Genomic DNA, 16,582 nt, shown 5'->3' with positions numbered 1-16,582 from the left:
CGCCGCTTCCCCCCGTACGGGGACTACACCGGGAAGCGGCGGCCCACCAGCCGCCACGCGTACTCCAGCGCGGCCGACGCCACCACCGCGATGCCCACCGCCATCCACGGCATCTGCGTCCCCACCAGCTTCAGCGCGAAGAAGTCCTGGAGCCACGGCACCGCCAGCACCACCAGGAACGCGAGACCCATCGCGGCCACCAGACAGATCCGCCACCAGGTGTACGGGCGGGCGATGATCGCCAGGACCCACATCGAGACCAGGAACAGCGTCAGCGTCGCCGCGCTCGTCTCCGCGTCCAGCGCCCCCGTACCGGAGTAATGGTGCCGGGCGACCAGGTACGTCACGAAGGTCGCGGCGGCGCAGATGACGCCCGAGGGGATCGCGTACCGCATGACGCGGCGCACGAAGTGCGGGTGTGCGCGCTCCTTGTTCGGGGCCAGGGCCAGGAAGAACGCCGGGACGCCGATCGTCAGCGTCGACAGCAGGGTCAGATGGCGCGGCAGGAACGGGTACTCGACCTGGAAGCAGACCACCAGGACGGCCAGCAGCACCGAGTACACGGTCTTCGTCAGGAACAGGGTCGCGACGCGGGTGATGTTGCCGATCACGCGGCGGCCCTCGGCGACCACCGACGGCAGGGTCGCGAAGCTGTTGTTCAGCAGCACGATCTGGGCCACCGCGCGCGTCGCCTCGGAGCCGGAGCCCATGGAGACGCCGATGTCGGCGTCCTTCAGCGCGAGGACGTCGTTGACGCCGTCGCCCGTCATCGCCACGGTGTGACCGCGCGACTGGAGGGCCGCGACCATCTCCCGCTTCTGCTGCGGGGTGACGCGGCCGAACACCGCGTTCCGCTCCATCGCGGTCGCCATCTCGTCCGCGTCCTCCGGGAGCCTGCGCGCGTCCTGGGGGTGGTCCGCGCCCTCCATCCCGAGCTTCGCGGCGACCGCGCCGACCGAGACCGCGTTGTCGCCGGAGATCACCTTCGTGGCGACCCGCTGCTCCCCGAAGTACGCGAGCGTCTGCCCCGCGTCGGGCCGCAGCCGCTGCTCCAGGACGACGAGCGCGGCCGGTTCGGCGCCCTTGGCCGCGTCCGGGGCGTCCAGCTCGCCCCGCGCCCGGCCGAGCAGCAGCACCCGCAGTCCCTGCTCGTTGAGCTGCTCGATCTCCTTGAGCGCCGGGTCGTCCTCGGCCAGCAGCACGTCGGGCGCGCCGAGCAGCCAGGCGGAGGACGCGCCGCCGTCCTCGTCGAACGCGGCGCCGCTGTACTTGCGGGCGGAGGAGAACGGCAGGGTGCCGGTGGTCCGCCAGCCGCCCTCCTCCGGTGCCGGGTAGGCGTCGATGATCGCCTGGAGGCTCGCGTTGGGCCGGGGCTCGGACGCGCCGAAGGCAGCCAGGACGCGGTGCAGATACGGTTCCGCGGTGCCGTTCAGGGCGCGGACCTCGGTGACGTCCATGCCGCCCTCGGTGAGCGTGCCGGTCTTGTCCAGGCAGACGACGTCGACCCGGGCCAGCCCCTCGATGGCGGGCAGTTCCTGCACGAGGCACTGCTTGCGTCCCAGCCGTACGACACCGATCGCGAACGCCACCGAGGTCAGCAGGACCAGGCCCTCCGGGATCATCGGGACGATCCCGCCCACCGTGCGGGCGACGGAGTCCTTGAAGTTGTGCTCCTTGACCACCAGTTGGCTGATCACCAGGGCGGTAGCGGTCGGCACCATCATCCAGGTGATGTACTTCAGGATCGTCGAGATGCCGCTGCGCAGCTCGGACCGGACGAGCGTGAAGCGGGACGCCTCCTCGGCGAGCTGCGCCGCGTACGCCTCGCGGCCGACCTTCGTCGCGGTGAACGCGCCGCCGCCGGCGACGACGAAGCTGCCGGACATCACCGTGTCGCCGGGCTTCTTGATGACCGGGTCGGCCTCGCCGGTGAGCAGGGACTCGTCGATCTCCAGGCCGTCCGCCTCGGCGACCGTGCCGTCCACGACGGCCTTGTCCCCGGGCCCCAGCTCGACCAGGTCGCCGAGGACGATCTCCGAGGTGTGGATCTCGGCGGCCCTGCCGTCGCGCCGGACGACCGGTTTCGACTCACCGATGACCGCGAGGCTGTCGAGGGTCTTCTTGGCCCGCCACTCCTGCACGATGCCGATGCCGGTGTTGGCGACGATCACGAAGCCGAAGAGGCTGTCCTGGATCGGCGCGACGAACAGCATGATCACCCAGAGCACGCCGATGATCAGGTTGAACCGCGTGAAGACGTTGGCCCGGACGATCTCGGTCAGCGACCGCGAGGACCGCACCGGTACGTCGTTGACCTCGCCCCGCGCGATCCGCTCGGCCACCTCGGCCGAGGTGAGCCCGCGTCCTGAAGCGCCGGTGTGCCGCTCCCCGGAAAGTTCGGATGCCCGCTGCGTCATGGTTCCGACCGTACGGGCGGAACGCGCGGGGCACCCGCTGGAGCGTACGAAGATCAGACCGGGGGAGGAGCGAAATGGTCCCGTGGTCGTACGAGGGTCAGTCGCCCCGAGCCGCCGCTGCCGCCGCCGCGCGCTTGAGGGCCGCGTCCCGTCCGCGTACGTACCAGATGCCGATCAGGCCCAGGCCCGCGCCGGCCAGGCAGGTCCACACCCACCACAGGTGGCCGTGGTCGTCGAACCAGCCGTAGAACGGGATCTGGACCAGGAAGAGGACGAACCAGAGGATCGTGCCGCCGGTGATGGTCGCGACGACCGGCCCCTCCAGGGGCTCCGGTGCCTCGTGCTTCGGTGTCCACTTCGCCATGCGGTCAGTGTATGCGGCGCGTATGTAAGTGCGTTCGGGCCAGTCGGCCCAAGGGTCTACGCGCGGAGATAGCGATCTTCGCCTTATGTATTCATACTGAATCTGCTTACGGCTGGCTCGAATTATTCGTGTGAAAGTCCAAAGCTGACCACTTTTGATCCCTCTAGGCACGTACTGAGGTCATACATGTCCCCCTCGGCCACCGCTCCGGTCGACGCCCCGACTCCGCAGCCCACCAACGGGCTGGACCGCTTCTTCAAGATCTCCGAGCGGAAGTCGTCGGTCGCCCGCGAGATCCGCGGCGGATTCGCGACCTTCTTCGCGATGGCCTACATCATCGTGCTGAACCCGATCATCCTCGGCAGCGCGAAGGACGTGAACCAGCACTTCCTCGACCACGGACAGCTGGTCACCGCGACCGTCATCACCGCCGCGTTCTCCACCCTGCTCATGGGCGTCATCGGCAATGTGCCGATCGCGCTGGCCGCGGGCCTCGGCGTCAACACCGTCGTCGCCCTCCAGCTCGCCCCCCGGATGACCTGGCCCGACGCCATGGGCATGGTGGTCCTCGCGGGCATCGTCGTCATGCTGCTGGTCGCGACCGGGCTGCGGGAACGCGTGATGAACGCCGTACCGGGCTCGCTGCGCAAGGGCATCGCGATCGGTATCGGCCTGTTCATCCTGCTGATCGGCCTCGTCGACTCCGGCTTCGTCTCGCGCATGCCCGACAAGGCGATGACCACCGTCCCGCTCCAGCTCGGCGGCGACGGCCACCTCAACGGCTGGCCGGTCCTGATCTTCGTCCTCGGCGCGCTGCTGACGCTGATCCTGATCGTCCGCAAGGTGCCGGGCGCGATCCTGATCTCCATCGTGACGATGACCGTCGTCGCGCTGATCATCAACGCCGTCGCGGACCTGCCGGGCAAGGCGTGGGGGCTGACCGTGCCGGAGTGGCCGGGCAATCCCGTCGCCACGCCGGACTTCGGGCTGCTGGGTCACTTCAGCCTGTTCGGCGGCTTCCACAAGGTCGGCGTCCTCACCGGCATCCTGTTCGTCTTCACCGTGCTGCTGTCCTGCTTCTTCGACGCGATGGGCACCATCCTCGGTGTCGGTGACGAGGCGAAGCTGACGGACTCCAAGGGCAACTTCCCCGGCATCAACCGGGTGCTCTTCGTCGACGGTGTCGCGGTCGCCGCGGGCGGTGCGAGCTCCTCCTCCGCCTCGACCTGCTTCGTGGAGTCCACGGCGGGCGTCGGCGAGGGTGCCCGTACGGGGCTGGCCAGCGTCGTCACGGGTCTGCTGTTCACGGTGGCGCTGTTCCTCACGCCGCTGGCGACCATGGTCCCCTCGCAGGCGGCCACCCCCGCGCTGCTGGCGGTGGGCTTCCTGATCATCGCGGGCTCGGTGCGGGACATCGACTGGAGCGACTTCACGCTCGCGATCCCGGCGTTCCTCGCCATGGTCATGATGCCGTTCACGTACTCGATCACCAACGGCATCGGCATCGGTTTCATCGCGTTCAGCGTGCTGCGGCTGGCCTCCGGGCGCGGCCGCGAGGTGCCGGTGGCCATGTACGCCGTGTCGGCGGTCTTCGTCTTCTACTACATGATGCCGGCGCTCGGCCTCACGTAAGGGCGGTGAGCGGGCCGGCCCCGGGGGTCAGGTGACCTCCTCGGCCGGCACGCCGTCCGCGGGGCAGAGCTTCTCCGGCCCGTAGAACTTCTCCGTCTCCTCGACGGCCGCCTGGAAGCGCTCGTCGAAGTCGTCGCGAATGAGCGTCCGGACCACATAGTCCTGGACGCTCATTCCGCGTTTTGCGGCGTGCTGCTTGAGCCGGTCGAGCAGCTCACCGTCTATGCGCAGGCTGAGCACTGTCGATCCCATGCCAAGCAGGGTTACGTCCCGCGGCCCCGACGCGCGTGATTTTCCGCCACCGACTCACTCGTTTGGGTGATCGATTGGTGATCCGGTCCAACCGCGGGAGGTGATCCCGCTTACGCGCGTGTAACACAAGTGGTCTTTAGAGTAGGTAATGAGTTACGCTAACGAACATGCCTGACCTGATCCACGACAGCGACAGTGCCGCCGCCGTGAGCTCCCTTCGTTCCGCCGTCATGCTGCTCGGCCGGCGCCTCAAGCACCAGCGCGTCGACGAGTCGCTGAGCCCGACCGAGATGTCGGTGCTCGGGACTCTCGCCCGTTGCGGCTCCGCCACTCCGGGTGAGCTGGCCCGGCGGGAGCACGTCCAGCCGCCGTCGATGACCCGCATCGTCGCGTTGCTGGAATCCAAGGGCCTGGTCAGGCTGGAACCGCACCCCGATGACCGTCGTCAGAAGATGGTCAGCCAGACCGAGCAGGCCGAGGCCATGCTCGCCGAGAGCCGCAAGAAGCGGAACGCCTGGCTGACCACCCTCGCCGAAGGCCTGGACGAGGACGAGTGGGAGACGCTGCGCAACGCGGCGCCCGTGCTGGAGAAGCTCGCCCACCTGTAGGAGACGCGTCTCCGTCCCCGTCAGTCAGCACAATGCCCACGCCGAGGAGGCGAACCCTTTTGAGTACGGGATCCGGAGCAGACTCCGCCCCCGCACCGACTTCCACCCACGAGAGCAAGCCCGGCGGGACCTTCTCGTCGCTGAAGATCCGCAACTACCGCCTGTTCGCCACGGGCGCCGTGATCTCCAACACCGGTACCTGGATGTCCCGCATCACGCAGGACTGGCTCGTCCTGAGCCTCACCGGGTCCGCCGCCGCCGTCGGTATCACCACGGCACTCCAGTTCCTCCCCATGCTCCTCTTCGGCCTGTACGGCGGCGTCATCGCCGACCGGCTGCCGAAGCGCAAGCTCCTGCTCGTCAGCCAGGCCGCCCTCGGCGCCTGCGGTGTCGTGCTCGCCGTGCTCACGCTCTCCGGCGTGGTGCAGGTCTGGCACGTCTATCTGATCGCGTTCCTGCTCGGCATGGTCACCGTCGTGGACAACCCGGCCCGCCAGGCCTTCGTGTCCGAGATGGTCGGCCCCGCCCAGCTGCGCAACGCGGTCAGCCTGAACTCGGCGAACTTCCAGTCCGCCCGGCTCATCGGTCCCGCCGTCGCGGGTGTGCTGATCACCACGGTCGGCAGCGGCTGGGCCTTCATGTTCAACGGCCTGTCGTTCCTCGCGCCGCTCGTCGGCCTGACGATGATGCGGACGAGCGAGCTCCACAAGTCCGTCGTCGTGCCGCGCGCCAAGGGCCAGCTCCGCGAGGGGCTGCGGTACGTATCGGGCCGCCCCGAGTTGATCTGGCCGATCGTCCTGGTCGGCTTCGTCGGCACGTTCGGCTTCAACTTCCCGATCTGGCTGACGGCCTTCGCGGACGAGATCTTCCACGGCGGCGCCGGGATGTACTCGTTCTTCAACATCCTCATGGCGGCCGGCTCGCTCGCCGGAGCCCTGCTCGCCGCCCGCCGCCGCTCCTCGCGGCTGCGGATGCTGGTCGCCGCCGGTACGGCGTTCGGCCTGCTGGAGATCGTCGCGGCGCTCGCGCCGAACGTCTGGATCTTCGCGGTCCTGCTCGTCCCGATCGGCATGATCGGCCTGACGACCAACATCAGTGCCAACACCAGCGTGCAGATGGCGGCCGACCCGGCCATGCGCGGCCGGGTGATGAGCCTGTACATGATGGTCTTCGCCGGCGGTACGCCGGTGGGCGCCCCGATCGTCGGCTGGATCAGCGACGCCTACGGTGCCCGCACCGGCATGGTGGTCGGCGGTGCGCTGTCCCTGGCGGCGGCGGTCGGCATCGGCGTCGTCCTGGCCCGCCTGGGCGGCCTGCGCCTCAAGGTCGACCTGCGCCCGGGCCGTCCGCACGTACGGTTCGTGCAGCGCGAGCAGCTGGCGACCGCGGCGTAGGGGTTCCCCCCTCCGTACGCGACTACGCGGCCCCGCTCCCGGTTCTCCGGGGCGGGGCCGCGTCGCGTTCACGCATACGGGTCCGGTTACGCTCGTCGGGTGGACCCGAAGACCAGAAACCGCATCATGGCGGCCGTGCTCGTATTGATGTTCGCCGTCGTCGCCGTGGCGGCTGCCCTCGGCTAGGCCCTTCGTTACGGACCTACCAGGCGAAGTTCTCCGGCGACGGACCCGGACCGGGGAAGATCTCCTCCAGCGCGTCCAGCACCTCCGCCGACAGCTCCAGCTCCACCGCGCGCAGCGCCGAGTCGAGCTGCTCCCGCGTGCGCGGGCCGGAGATCGGGCCGGTGATCCCGGGACGCGTCAGCAGCCAGGCGAGGCCCACCTCACCGGGCTCCAGACCGTGCTTGTCCAGCAGGTCCTCGTACGCCTGGATCTGCGCCCGGACCTTCGGGTCGGCCAGCGCGTCCCCGGAACGGCCGGAGGTGGAGCGGGCGCCGCCGCCCTCGCGCTCCTTGCGGATCGCCCCGCCGAGCAGGCCGCCGTGCAGCGGGGACCACGGGATGACCCCGAGGCCGTACTCCTGGGAGGCCGGGATGACCTCCATCTCGGCGCCGCGCTCCATCAGGTTGTAGATGCACTGCTCGCTGACCAGGCCGTAGCTGCCGCGCTGGCGGGCGCGCTCGTTGGCCTGGGCGATCTTGTAGCCGGAGAAGTTCGAGGAACCGGCGTACAGGATCTTGCCCTGCTGGATCAGTACGTCGATGGCCTGCCAGATCTCATCGATCGGGGTGTCCCGGTCGACGTGGTGGAACTGGTAGAGGTCGATGTGGTCCGTCTGGAGCCGCTTCAGGCTGGCGTCGACGGCCCGGCGGATGTTGACGGCGGACAGCTTGTCGTGGTTGGGCCACGCCTCGCCGTCGGCGCCCATGTTGCCGTAGACCTTGGTGGCGAGCACGACCTTGTCGCGGCGGTCGCCGCCCTGCGCGAACCAGGTGCCGAGGATCTCCTCGGTGCGGCCCTTGTTCTCGCCCCAGCCGTAGACGTTCGCGGTGTCGAAGAAGTTGACGCCGGCGTCCAGCGCGGCGTCCATGAGGGCGTGGCTGTCGCTCTCGTTGGTCTGGGGGCCGAAGTTCATCGTCCCCAGGACGAGGCGGCTTACCTTGAGTCCGGTGCGTCCGAGCTGCGTGTACTTCATGACCCCCAAGCCAACTCCTTCGAGCGCGCTCGAAGCAAGCGTGCCCCTTACATCGGCGCGGATTCACGCCCGGGCGAACCGGTCCAGCGCCGCGAGGACCGCCCGGCTCGTCGCCGCCCCGCCCAAGTGGCCCGCGTCCTCGATCACCGTCAGCTCCGCGTCCGGCCACGCCTTGGCCAGCTCCCACGCCGTGCCCAGCGGCCCGCCCATGTCCAGCCGTCCGTGCACCAGCACCCCGGGAATCCCGGCCAGCCGCCCCGCGTCCCGGATCAGCTGCCCCTCCTCCAGCCAGGCCCCGTGCGAGAAGTAGTGCGAGCAGATCCGCACCAGCGCCGCCCGCGCCCGCCCCGGCCGCCCGCTGTACGGGGGCGGTCCCGCGTACGCCTCGCCCGAGAGCACCGCGTCCTCCCAGGCGCACCACTCGGCCGTCGCCCGCGCCCGCACCTCCGGGTCGGGGTCGACGGTCCGCCGGGCGTACGCGGCGAGCACGTCCGGGGTCGCGTCGCTCGCGGCCTCCGGGACGTGCGCCCGGAAGCGGTCCCACGCCTCGGGGTGGAAGAGCCCGGCCCCCCGGTACAGCCAGTCGATCTCGGAGCGCCGGGTCGTGGTCACCGCCGGGATCACTACCTCGGTGACCCGCTCCGGGTGCCGCTCGGCGTACGCAAGGATCAGCGTGGAGCCCCAGGAGCCCCCGTACAGCAGCCAGCGGTCGATCCCGAGGTGTGCGCGGAGGCGTTCCATGTCGGCGATCAGGCGGTCCGTGGTGTTGCGCCGCAGGTCGACGGCCGGGTCGCTCGCGTGCGGCGTGGAGCGGCCGCAGTTGCGCTGGTCGAAGAGGACGACGCGGTAGCGCTCAGGGTCGAAGTACCGCCGGGCGCCCTCGGAGCAGCCGGACCCCGGCCCGCCGTGGACGACGGCGGCGGGCTTTCCGGCGGGGTTGCCGCAGACCTCCCAGTACACGTGGTCGCCGTCGCCGACGTCGAGCATGCCGTGCTCGTACGGCTCGATCGGCGGGTACCTCTCGTCGGTCATGACGTGTGCCTCCTCGCGCGGCGTACGGCAAAGAGCGTCAGCTTAGGGCCGATACAGGCCCGGGGCCGATACGGGCCCTAGGCCGATTCGGCGCGGGAGGGCCCGCTCATGCCGCCTTGCGCAGGGTGGAGAGGTCCTCCTCCGACAGGTGCAGGGAGCCGGTGGCGATGTTCTGGACGAGGTGGTCGGGGTCGCCGGTGCCGGGGATGGCCAGGATGTGCGGACCCTGGTGCAGGGTCCACGCCAGTCGGATCTGGGCCGGGCTGACGCCGTGGGCGCGCGCGAGGGCGGACACCTCCGGGCTGTGGCCGTTGGTCGCGCCGGCGGTGCGTCCGGTGCCGGCGATCGAGTAGAACGGCACGAACGCGATGCCCTGGTCGCCGCAGATGTCCAGCAGCTGCTTCTGCTCGGGCGTCGCGCCGATGCCGTACATGTTCTGGACGCAGGCCACCGGCGCGATGGCCTGGGCCTCGGCCAGGTGGTGGGGGCGGATGTTCGACAGGCCCAGGTGGCGGATGAGCCCGGCCTCGCGCAGTTCGGCGAGTGCGCCGAAGCGCTCGGCGATCGAGTCGGTTCCGACGATGCGCAGGTTCACCACGTCGAGGTGGTCGCGGCCGAGCTGGCGCAGGTTCTCCTCGACCTGGCCGCGCAGTTGGGCCGGGGTGGCGTGTGCCTGCCACTGGCCGGAGGCGTCGCGGCCCGGCCCGACCTTGGTGGCGATGACGAGGTCGTCCGGGTACGGGCCCAGGGCCCGGTTGATCAGCTCGTTGGCCGAGCGCAGCGGCGAGAAGTAGAACGCGGCGGTGTCGATGTGGTTCACGCCGAGCTCGACGGCGCGGCGCAGTACGCGGATCGCCTGATCGCGGCCGCGCGGTACGGCATCGGCGTCGAGCGCCTCGCCGTGCTGCGGCAGGCGCATCGCGCCGAAGCCGATCCGGTGGACCGGCAGGTCACCGATCTTCCAGGTGCCCGATGCCGCCGCATTGATGGTCTGTGAGGTCATGGCGGGATGATCGCCGCGCGGTAGGCTGCCCCGCCAATGATTCAGGCATACCTGAATCCACAGGGGGCGGGTGTCTTGGCGGAGCTGGCGTTCTCGACGAGTGATCTCGCGCGGGTGCGGTTCTCGGTCTCACCGATGTGGGAGGTCACGCCCAGCTTCCGGCTGCTGAGATCGGACTCCGCGCATCCGGTCCACCGCGCCTGGGCCGGGCAGGTACGTCCGCGCTGGGTGGCCGGCAGACTGGAGCGGGGCTGGCTCGGCGAGCTGATCCCCCACACCGGTGGCTACGTCCCCGACTTCCTCAACCCGGCCCCCACCGGACCGGCCCCCGCGCCGGCGGCGGAGTGGGAGGCGATCCGGGCCACGCCGGGCGCCCGGGTACGCCACGACCTCGACCACCTGGCCCGCCACCAGGGGACCCTCGGACCCCGGCTGCGGGCCCTGCGCGACGACCCGTACGGGCCGCTTCTCGCCGAGCTCACGTCGGAGCTCGAAACGTACTGGGAACTGGCCCTCGCCCCCTACTGGGCCCGCATCCGGGCAGTCCTGGACGCCGACATCCTCCACCGGGCACGCCTGGCCGCCGAGCACGGCACCGGCCACCTCCTGGGCGGCCTGCACCCGTCGGTGAGCTGGGACGGCAATGCCCTGCGGATGGCCCACCGCAAGCAGCCACTGACCCGGACGACGGCGGGCACGGGCCTCCTGCTGATCCCGTCGGCCTTCGGCGGACCGGGGCTGCGCACCCGGACGACGCCACCGGACCCGCCCCAACTCGCCTATCAGGCACGCGGTGTCGGCTCACTGTGGGAGGCGCGGCCCGCCGTGGGGGCCGACACCCTGTCCGCGGTGCTGGGCCGTTCACGCACCCTGCTCCTGACCGAGCTGGAGATCCCGGCCTCCACCACGCAACTGGCCCATCGCACCGGCCTCTCGGCGGCCGGGGTGTCCCAGTACCTCACCGCACTGCGCGACGCGGGCCTGGTGAGCGCCCACCGGGCCGGCCGCTCCGTTCTCTACGCCCGCACCGCCGCGGCCGAAACCCTCCTCCGGGCGGCCTCCGCCTGATCCGGCCCCCTTCCGCGGCGCACCCGGTCGTAGCCTGGTCGGCGTGAACGCGACTCCCGAGGTACTCGCCGTACTGGACGAACTGCTCGCCGCGGCGGCCCCCGACGACCGGGGCGCCCTGTGGCAGCTCGACCGGCAGGGGAGGGAGCTGGACGCGAACCTGGTGCGGCTGCCCCCGGGCGCGGAGGTCGGGGAGCACCAGGAGGACGTGCTCGACGTGCTCCTGGTCGTCCTCGCGGGCAGCGGCCGCCTGACCCCCGGCGGCGGCGCGGATCCCCTGACCCTGACCCCGACGACGGCGACGTGGCTGCCGCGCACCTCCCGCCGCTCCCTGACGGCGGGCCCGGACGGCCTCGCCTACCTGACGGTCCACCGCCGCCGCCCCGGCCTCGCCCTCAAGCCCACGGTCTACGCCGGGCAGGGCGGCGAGGCCCCGTGCGCGCTGGACCGGGTCTGCCCGGAGTGCGGGCGGATGTCCCCGGAGTCGGCGCCGGTCTTCTGCAGCGCGTGCGGGGAGCGGTTCCCGGGGCGGTGAGCCCGGCTCGGGAAGACGCGGATTCGGTACGTCAGTGCCTCGGCCGGCGACGCCGCCCCAGCAGGAAGATCCCCGCCGTGGCCAGCGCGAAGGCCCCGCCCGCCGCGTAGAGGGTGGTGGCCGTGCCGGTGTCCGCGAGCCCGCCGTGCGGAGGCCGGTGGTGGTGGCCGCCGTGGTCCGGGGGCGGTACGGGGTGGCTGTGCGTCGGGTTGGGCCAGGGAGTGGAGTCCGTGGGCGTCGGGACAGGGGTGGAGTCCGACGGGGTCGGGGTGGGGGTGGAGTCCGTCGGGGATGGCGTGGGCGTGGGGGTCGGGTCCGTGGGGCTCGGGGTGGGGGTCGAGTCCGTCGGGGACGGCGTGGGCGTGGGGGTCGGGTCCGTGGGGCTCGGGGTGGGGGACGGCGACGGGCCCTCCCCGCTGCACTCGATGTCGGCGGCGAACGGGAACTGGTGGATCTCGCCTGCGTTGACCGCGGTGCCGTCGTCGCCGAGCGGCCCGGCCGTGAGTTCCCGTACGACGATCGTGCCCTCGATGTTCGAGGCGTCCAGGTCGGTGAGGTGGGCGCGGGGCGCGTAGATCGTGCCCTCCAGCGAGTCGCCGTCCGCGATCGTGATGTCGGTGGCGTCGGGGAAGTTCCACAGCATGTACGGGGCCTGGTCGCCCGAGACGCCCGCGAGGTTCGGGATGTGCCAGCTGTACGTACCGCCCGTGCCCGTCGTGTCGACGTCGACCACGAACGGGGTCGTCGCCGTCGGCCGGCTGTCGAAGGTGATCTCGGAGAGGTTGTTCAGCTGCTCACCGGTCAGCCGGAGCACGTTCGTCTCGCCCTCGGTGAGCCTGACGTGTGCGCTCGTACCGGCGGGGAAGCCCGTCTGGTCGGGGAGCGGGTCGCCAGCGGCGTCGCGCAGGACCACGTTGGCGGAGCAGGTGTCGATGGCGTCCGAGCGGTCGCGGAAGGTCGAGAAGAGCGCGTCGAGGTCGGGCAGTCCGGTGGTGTCCGTGACGGAGGCGACGGGCTGGTGAATCGTTTCCTGAATGCGGGGCGCGGAGTCGTATCCGGAGCCCTCGGGGACGATGTGGGTGTTGACCTCGGCGTTGTTGGAGTCCTGGTCCAGGATCGAGGAGCCGGTCGGGTCGCCGACCTTCACGTACCCCTGGCTGAGGACCTGGAGCACGCCCTGCGGCGAGCTGGCCGCATGATCGATTCTGCCGCCCACGAGCAGCGCGGTCGGGCGGTCGTCGCCGGGCGCGGTGAACGTGCCGGGGGTGTGCAGCGCGACGTTGTACCCCGGCCCGTAGGTGAGGTTCCCGCCGATGGCCACCGAGCCCTCGGTCTCCGTGCTGCCCAGCACAGCGTCGTCCTGGACGAGCACCCCGAATCCGTTGTCCCCGGTCAGCGGGTTGCCGGAGTAGTCGGCCGTGGCGGGGACGGCGGCGGCCAGGCACAGGAGGCAGGCGGTCGTGGCGACGGCACTGGTGCGTTTCATGCCGGGAAACGTAAGCCCGCGCGCGTGGCCTTCCGGGGGCGGCGAGGCCGTGGACCACCCGCACGGACCCCGACGTCCCCACGACTGGCCGCCGCCCGCTTGAGCAGTCGCTCAAAGTCGTCTACCGTCTGCACCGTTGCGATTTGAGCGACTGCTCAAACGGTCCGGGGGTGGGGAAAACAGTGGGCGGTGGCCTGTACGTCGAGGCCCGGATACGGGACGGCATGGACCGGGTCTGGGAGCGCACCCAGGACCCGGCGCGGCATCAGCGCTGGGACCTGCGGTTCACGCGGATCGCGTATCTGCCGGGCGCGGAGGGGGAGCCGCAGCGGTTCACGTACGGGGTGCGGGTGCTGCCCGGGCTCCTCGTCGCGGGCACCGGGATCTCCGCCGGTGAGCGCCACCGGCCGGACGGGACGCGGACGTCGGCGCTGCGCTTCGCGTGCGGGCATCCGCTGTCGTTCCTCACGGAGGGCCGGGGCTACTGGCGTTACGTGCCCTGCGCGGAGGGCGGCCTCCGCTTCCTGACGGGGTATGACTACGAGCCGCGCTGGGGCCGCCCGGGCCGGCTCGCGGACCGCCTTCTCTTCCGGCCGCTGATGGGCTGGGCCACCGCCTGGTCGTTCGACCGGCTGCGGCTGTGGTGCGAGCGCGGGATCACGCCCGAGCGCGCCCTGTGGCGGGGCCTGGGGGAGGCTGCGGTCCGGCTGGCGGCGGTGGCGCTGGCGGCCTGGGCCGCACTGCCGGCCGCCGTGCCGGTCCTGCTCGCCGCCGTCCTGCTGCCGCCGCTGCCCGGCACCCCGGCCGCCCGCCGCTGCCTGCGCCGCCCGCCCGGTCGCGGCCCCGCCGCCACCGCGACCGCCACCCCGCCCGCCCTGCTCGACCGCTTGGAGCGCCCGTGACCTCGATCTTCCAGCAGGCCCTGGGGGCCGACTTCGACCGCCTCCACCCGCGCATCCGGCGCCGCTTCTCCGTCGGCCTCGACAGCGGCGAGTCCTGCACGGGGCGCGGGGTGATGGACCGCGTCTGGCACGGCGGCCCGTGGGTGCGGCCCTTCCTCGCGGTGGGCGGCACGCGCAACATCCTGCTCCCGCGCGCCGGCCGCGACATCCCGTTCACCATCGAGAACGTGCCCTTCACGGACTCCTTCGGCCGCGAAACGGTCACCTTCGTGCGGACGTTCGCCTTTGCGGACGGGCCCCGGCGGTTCGACGCGACGATGGTCCACAGCCCGGAACGCAACTGCGTGGTGGACTACCTGGGCACCCACCAGCACCTCGCGACCGACCTGCACCTCACGGTGGACGGGGCGGGCGCCCTGGTCATCCGCTCCGGTGAGCACCGCTTCCGGGAGGGGCCGGTGGACATCCGGGTGCCGCACTTCGTCGGGGGCGACGCGGTGGTCCGCGAGTCGTACGACGAGGCGGCGGGCCGCTTCCGCATCCAGGTCCGCGTCACCAACCGGCGCTTCGGCCCCCTCTTCGGCTACGAGGGCTCGTTCACCGCGGAGTACGCACGGGCGCACGGGATACGGCAGGATCTGCGGCCGGTACGCGAGGAGGCACGGGCATGAGCGGAGTTCCCCCGGCCGGGGGTGGCGGTTCCGGGGCGCGGCGGGGGAGTTCCGGGCGCGCGTCCTCCGCCGAGGACACCCGCACCAGACTCCTCACCGGGGCCCTCGCCACGCTCACCGAGCAGGGCATCGCGAAGACCTCCGCGCGGAGCATCGCCGCGACCGCCGGGGTCAACCAGGCGCTGGTCTTCTACCACTTCGGCACCGTCGACGACCTGCTCGCCGCCGCCTGCCGCCACGGTGCCGAGCAGCGCCTCGCGACCTACCGGGAGCGGCTGGACGGCGTGCGCTCGCTGGGCGAACTCCTCGCCGTGGCACGCGAACTGAACGCCTCGGAGCGGGCGGGCGGCCACGTCGCCGTACTGGGCCAGCTGCTCGCCGGAGGCCAGACGCAGCCGCGCCTCGCGGCGGCCACGGCGGCGGGCCTCACCCTCTGGACCGACGAGATCGAGCGGGTCCTCGCCCGCGTCCTGGCGGACACGCCGCTCAGCGGGTTCGTGGACGTCGGGGGCCTGGCGAAGGCGGCGTCGGCGGCCTTCGTCGGCCTCGAACTGTACGAGGGCGTCGACCCGGACGGCGCCGAACGCGCCCTGGCCGCACTGGACCAGCTCGCCGAACTGGCCGCCGCTTTGGAGGATCTGGGCCCGGTGGCGCAGCGCGCGGTGCGGTCGCGGCTGCGCAGGTCGGGGAACCGGGGGCGCGCGTGACCAGGGTCCGGACGGTGTGGCGCCCCCGCGTGCCCCGGTCCTCCGATGCGCCGCCCGCCGGCCGGTGGCGGCGGGGGAGGGTCCCGGCCGCGCTCGCCGCCCTGACCGCGCTCCTGCTCACCGCCCCCGGTGTCGTGCCCAACACCCCCGGCCGCCTCGGCAGCCTCCTGGAGGCGTTCCTCCCGTGGCTCGGTCTCGCCGTCGTGCCCCTGCTGACCCTGGCCGTACTGCGCCGGTCGGCGCTCGCGCTGGTGGCGGTGGTCCTGCCGGTGGTGGCGTGGGGGTACGCGTTCGGCGGGCTGCTCCTGCCGGCGGGGGACCCGGGCCCGCGTGACCTGGTCGTCGTCCAGCACAACGTCAGCGATGTGAACGCCGACCCGGCGGGCACGGCCCGCGCGCTGGCCGCCGAGGGCGCCGACCTGATCGCGCTGGAGGAACTGGTGCCCGCTGCGCTGCCTGCGTACGAGAAGACCCTCGCGGCGGCGTACCCCTTCCACGAGGTCCGGGGCACCGTGGGCCTCTGGTCCCGGCACCCCCTCTCCGGTACCCGGACCGTGGACATCAAGCCGGCGGACATCACGGAGGGCTGGAGCCGGGGCCTGCGTACGGTGGCCCGCACCCCGCACGGCGAGGTCGCGGTGTACGTGGCCCACCTGCCGTCGTTCCGGCTCGGCGCGGGCGGGCTGGGCACCGCCCGGCGCGACGAGAGCGCCCGGCTGCTGGGGCGGGCGCTGGACGCGGAGGCGACGGGTCCGGTGATCGTGCTGGGCGACCTGAACGGCACGGTGGACGACCGGGGCCTTGCGCCCCTGACCTCGCGGTTGAACGTCTCGAAGCGCGGCTTCGCGTTCAGCTTCCCGGCGTCCTTCCCGCTGGCCAGGATCGACCAGGTGATGGCCCGCGGGGCGACCGTCGGCCGCGTCCGCACCCTTCCCGGCACGGGCAGCGACCACTTGCCGGTGACGGCGCGGGTGACGCCGGACTGAGGGACGCGCGCGTCAGAGGCGGACCGTCATCGCCACGGTCACGTCGTCGCCCGCCGTGAGGTCCTGCGGCGCGCGGACCGCGTTCTTCAGCGGCAGCAGATAGCCGCCGTCCTTCGGGAAGAGCGACGTGGTGAAGGCGGTCCCGCCGATCTCGGCCTCGACCGGGACCACGCCCCAGCCGTACGAGCTGAGCGCGGCGACCTCGCGGATGTCGTCGGCCTGCTCGGCGGGCACGGGGGCGAAGTAGTACGGCGCGGGGCCGCGCCACTCGATGACGCGGCTGCTGAACACGACTCGCACGGCGGTGTCCGTTCGTCGGGGTCTTTG

17 protein-coding genes are annotated in these 16,582 nt (G+C 71.9%); 9 read left to right on the top strand and 8 right to left on the bottom strand.

Translation table 11 applies throughout. The features are described from left to right. Positions 1 to 23: 23 nt before the first annotated feature. Positions 24 to 2,417, bottom strand: a complete 2,394-nt coding sequence (locus BLW14_RS13800; protein ID WP_093707540.1) for an HAD-IC family P-type ATPase — start codon at positions 2,415 to 2,417, stop codon at positions 24 to 26. A 97-nt stretch (positions 2,418 to 2,514) separates the two neighbouring features. Continuing rightward, a complete protein-coding gene (locus BLW14_RS13795; protein ID WP_093707538.1) occupies positions 2,515 to 2,781 on the bottom strand; it encodes a DUF2530 domain-containing protein in 267 nt (88 codons plus the stop codon). A gap of 186 nt (positions 2,782 to 2,967) precedes the next feature. On the opposite strand from BLW14_RS13795, the gene BLW14_RS13790 reads away from it, so the two are divergent. Further along, positions 2,968 to 4,413: an NCS2 family permease gene (locus BLW14_RS13790; RefSeq protein WP_093707536.1), complete on the top strand. Its 1,446-nt coding sequence runs from the start codon at positions 2,968 to 2,970 to the stop codon at positions 4,411 to 4,413. A gap of 27 nt (positions 4,414 to 4,440) precedes the next feature. Here the strand turns inward: BLW14_RS13790 and BLW14_RS13785 are convergent, their stop codons facing one another. Next, positions 4,441 to 4,665: a hypothetical protein gene (locus BLW14_RS13785; protein WP_177153969.1), complete on the bottom strand. Its 225-nt coding sequence runs from the start codon at positions 4,663 to 4,665 to the stop codon at positions 4,441 to 4,443. Positions 4,666 to 4,832: 167 nt separating this feature from the next. Between BLW14_RS13785 and BLW14_RS13780 the strand changes: the two genes are divergently transcribed. Together BLW14_RS13780 and BLW14_RS13775 are read left to right on the top strand one after the other, a co-directional pair. Then, positions 4,833 to 5,273 (top strand): MarR family winged helix-turn-helix transcriptional regulator, encoded by a 441-nt coding sequence (locus BLW14_RS13780; protein WP_018519548.1) that lies wholly within the window; start codon positions 4,833 to 4,835, stop codon positions 5,271 to 5,273. Between the two features lie 59 nt (positions 5,274 to 5,332). Further along, positions 5,333 to 6,667, top strand: a complete 1,335-nt coding sequence (locus tag BLW14_RS13775) for an MFS transporter (RefSeq protein ID WP_093707533.1) — start codon at positions 5,333 to 5,335, stop codon at positions 6,665 to 6,667. Between the two features lie 202 nt (positions 6,668 to 6,869). Here the strand turns inward: BLW14_RS13775 and BLW14_RS13770 are convergent, their stop codons facing one another. The 3 genes from BLW14_RS13770 to BLW14_RS13760 form a co-directional block, all read right to left on the bottom strand. After that, positions 6,870 to 7,865: an aldo/keto reductase gene (locus BLW14_RS13770; protein ID WP_093707531.1), complete on the bottom strand. Its 996-nt coding sequence runs from the start codon at positions 7,863 to 7,865 to the stop codon at positions 6,870 to 6,872. Positions 7,866 to 7,928: 63 nt separating this feature from the next. Next, positions 7,929 to 8,897: a prolyl aminopeptidase gene (pip, locus tag BLW14_RS13765; protein WP_093707529.1), complete on the bottom strand. Its 969-nt coding sequence runs from the start codon at positions 8,895 to 8,897 to the stop codon at positions 7,929 to 7,931. Between the two features lie 106 nt (positions 8,898 to 9,003). Further along, positions 9,004 to 9,900 carry an aldo/keto reductase gene (locus BLW14_RS13760; protein ID WP_093707528.1) on the bottom strand — a complete coding sequence of 299 codons (897 nt, stop codon included), beginning with the start codon at positions 9,898 to 9,900 and terminating at the stop codon, positions 9,004 to 9,006. Positions 9,901 to 9,936: 36 nt separating this feature from the next. On the opposite strand from BLW14_RS13760, the gene BLW14_RS13755 reads away from it, so the two are divergent. Continuing rightward, complete coding sequence (locus tag BLW14_RS13755; protein ID WP_177153968.1) at positions 9,937 to 10,968, top strand: ArsR/SmtB family transcription factor; 1,032 nt, start codon at positions 9,937 to 9,939, stop codon at positions 10,966 to 10,968. 43 nt (positions 10,969 to 11,011) lie between these two features. Further along, positions 11,012 to 11,503 (top strand): hypothetical protein, encoded by a 492-nt coding sequence (locus BLW14_RS13750; protein ID WP_093707526.1) that lies wholly within the window; start codon positions 11,012 to 11,014, stop codon positions 11,501 to 11,503. Positions 11,504 to 11,534: 31 nt separating this feature from the next. Here BLW14_RS13750 and BLW14_RS13745 read toward each other — a convergent pair whose 3' ends face one another. After that, positions 11,535 to 12,989 carry a choice-of-anchor A family protein gene (locus BLW14_RS13745; protein ID WP_093707524.1) on the bottom strand — a complete coding sequence of 485 codons (1,455 nt, stop codon included), beginning with the start codon at positions 12,987 to 12,989 and terminating at the stop codon, positions 11,535 to 11,537. Between the two features lie 224 nt (positions 12,990 to 13,213). Here BLW14_RS13745 and BLW14_RS13740 point away from each other — a divergent pair, with 224 nt between their 5' ends. From BLW14_RS13740 to BLW14_RS13725, 4 genes are read left to right on the top strand one after another with little or no spacing between them, the layout of a single operon-like run. Further along, the gene (locus tag BLW14_RS13740; RefSeq protein WP_093710720.1) at positions 13,214 to 13,891 is read left to right on the top strand and encodes a hypothetical protein; all 678 of its coding nucleotides are present in this window, start codon (positions 13,214 to 13,216) and stop codon (positions 13,889 to 13,891) included. Continuing rightward, a complete protein-coding gene (locus BLW14_RS13735; protein WP_093707522.1) occupies positions 13,888 to 14,562 on the top strand; it encodes a DUF4166 domain-containing protein in 675 nt (224 codons plus the stop codon). The genes BLW14_RS13740 and BLW14_RS13735 overlap by 4 nt, the downstream gene beginning before the upstream one ends. Continuing rightward, positions 14,559 to 15,269: a TetR/AcrR family transcriptional regulator gene (locus tag BLW14_RS13730; protein WP_093707520.1), complete on the top strand. Its 711-nt coding sequence runs from the start codon at positions 14,559 to 14,561 to the stop codon at positions 15,267 to 15,269. The genes BLW14_RS13735 and BLW14_RS13730 overlap by 4 nt, the downstream gene beginning before the upstream one ends. 29 nt (positions 15,270 to 15,298) lie before the next feature. Next, entirely contained in the window at positions 15,299 to 16,255 is a 957-nt protein-coding gene (locus BLW14_RS13725; protein WP_177154216.1) for an endonuclease/exonuclease/phosphatase family protein, read from the top strand. Positions 16,256 to 16,267: 12 nt separating this feature from the next. Here the strand turns inward: BLW14_RS13725 and BLW14_RS13720 are convergent, their stop codons facing one another. Then, positions 16,268 to 16,555, bottom strand: a complete 288-nt coding sequence (locus BLW14_RS13720; protein ID WP_177153967.1) for a DUF1905 domain-containing protein — start codon at positions 16,553 to 16,555, stop codon at positions 16,268 to 16,270. Positions 16,556 to 16,582: the final 27 nt, after the last annotated feature.

It is taken from the genome of Streptomyces sp. 2131.1 (assembly GCF_900105515.1).
GTDB classification, from domain to species: domain Bacteria; phylum Actinomycetota; class Actinomycetes; order Streptomycetales; family Streptomycetaceae; genus Streptomyces; species Streptomyces drozdowiczii.
This window is presented reverse-complemented; position numbering and strand designations above follow the sequence as displayed.

What these genes read in the sequence shown, in the direction of transcription:
- BLW14_RS13800 (WP_093707540.1), bottom strand. Translation starts at nt 2,417, where the DNA reads ATGACGCAGCGGGCATCCGAACTTTCCGGGGAGCGGCACACCGGCGCT.
- BLW14_RS13730 (WP_093707520.1), top strand. Translation starts at nt 14,559, where the DNA reads ATGAGCGGAGTTCCCCCGGCCGGGGGTGGCGGTTCCGGGGCGCGGCGG.
- BLW14_RS13745 (WP_093707524.1), bottom strand. Translation starts at nt 12,989, where the DNA reads ATGAAACGCACCAGTGCCGTCGCCACGACCGCCTGCCTCCTGTGCCTG.
- BLW14_RS13785 (WP_177153969.1), bottom strand. Translation starts at nt 4,665, where the DNA reads ATGGGATCGACAGTGCTCAGCCTGCGCATAGACGGTGAGCTGCTCGAC.
- BLW14_RS13790 (WP_093707536.1), top strand. Translation starts at nt 2,968, where the DNA reads ATGTCCCCCTCGGCCACCGCTCCGGTCGACGCCCCGACTCCGCAGCCC.
- pip (WP_093707529.1), bottom strand. Translation starts at nt 8,897, where the DNA reads ATGACCGACGAGAGGTACCCGCCGATCGAGCCGTACGAGCACGGCATG.
- BLW14_RS13770 (WP_093707531.1), bottom strand. Translation starts at nt 7,865, where the DNA reads ATGAAGTACACGCAGCTCGGACGCACCGGACTCAAGGTAAGCCGCCTC.
- BLW14_RS13755 (WP_177153968.1), top strand. Translation starts at nt 9,937, where the DNA reads ATGATTCAGGCATACCTGAATCCACAGGGGGCGGGTGTCTTGGCGGAG.
- BLW14_RS13780 (WP_018519548.1), top strand. Translation starts at nt 4,833, where the DNA reads ATGCCTGACCTGATCCACGACAGCGACAGTGCCGCCGCCGTGAGCTCC.
- BLW14_RS13740 (WP_093710720.1), top strand. Translation starts at nt 13,214, where the DNA reads ATGGACCGGGTCTGGGAGCGCACCCAGGACCCGGCGCGGCATCAGCGC.
- BLW14_RS13795 (WP_093707538.1), bottom strand. Translation starts at nt 2,781, where the DNA reads ATGGCGAAGTGGACACCGAAGCACGAGGCACCGGAGCCCCTGGAGGGG.
- BLW14_RS13760 (WP_093707528.1), bottom strand. Translation starts at nt 9,900, where the DNA reads ATGACCTCACAGACCATCAATGCGGCGGCATCGGGCACCTGGAAGATC.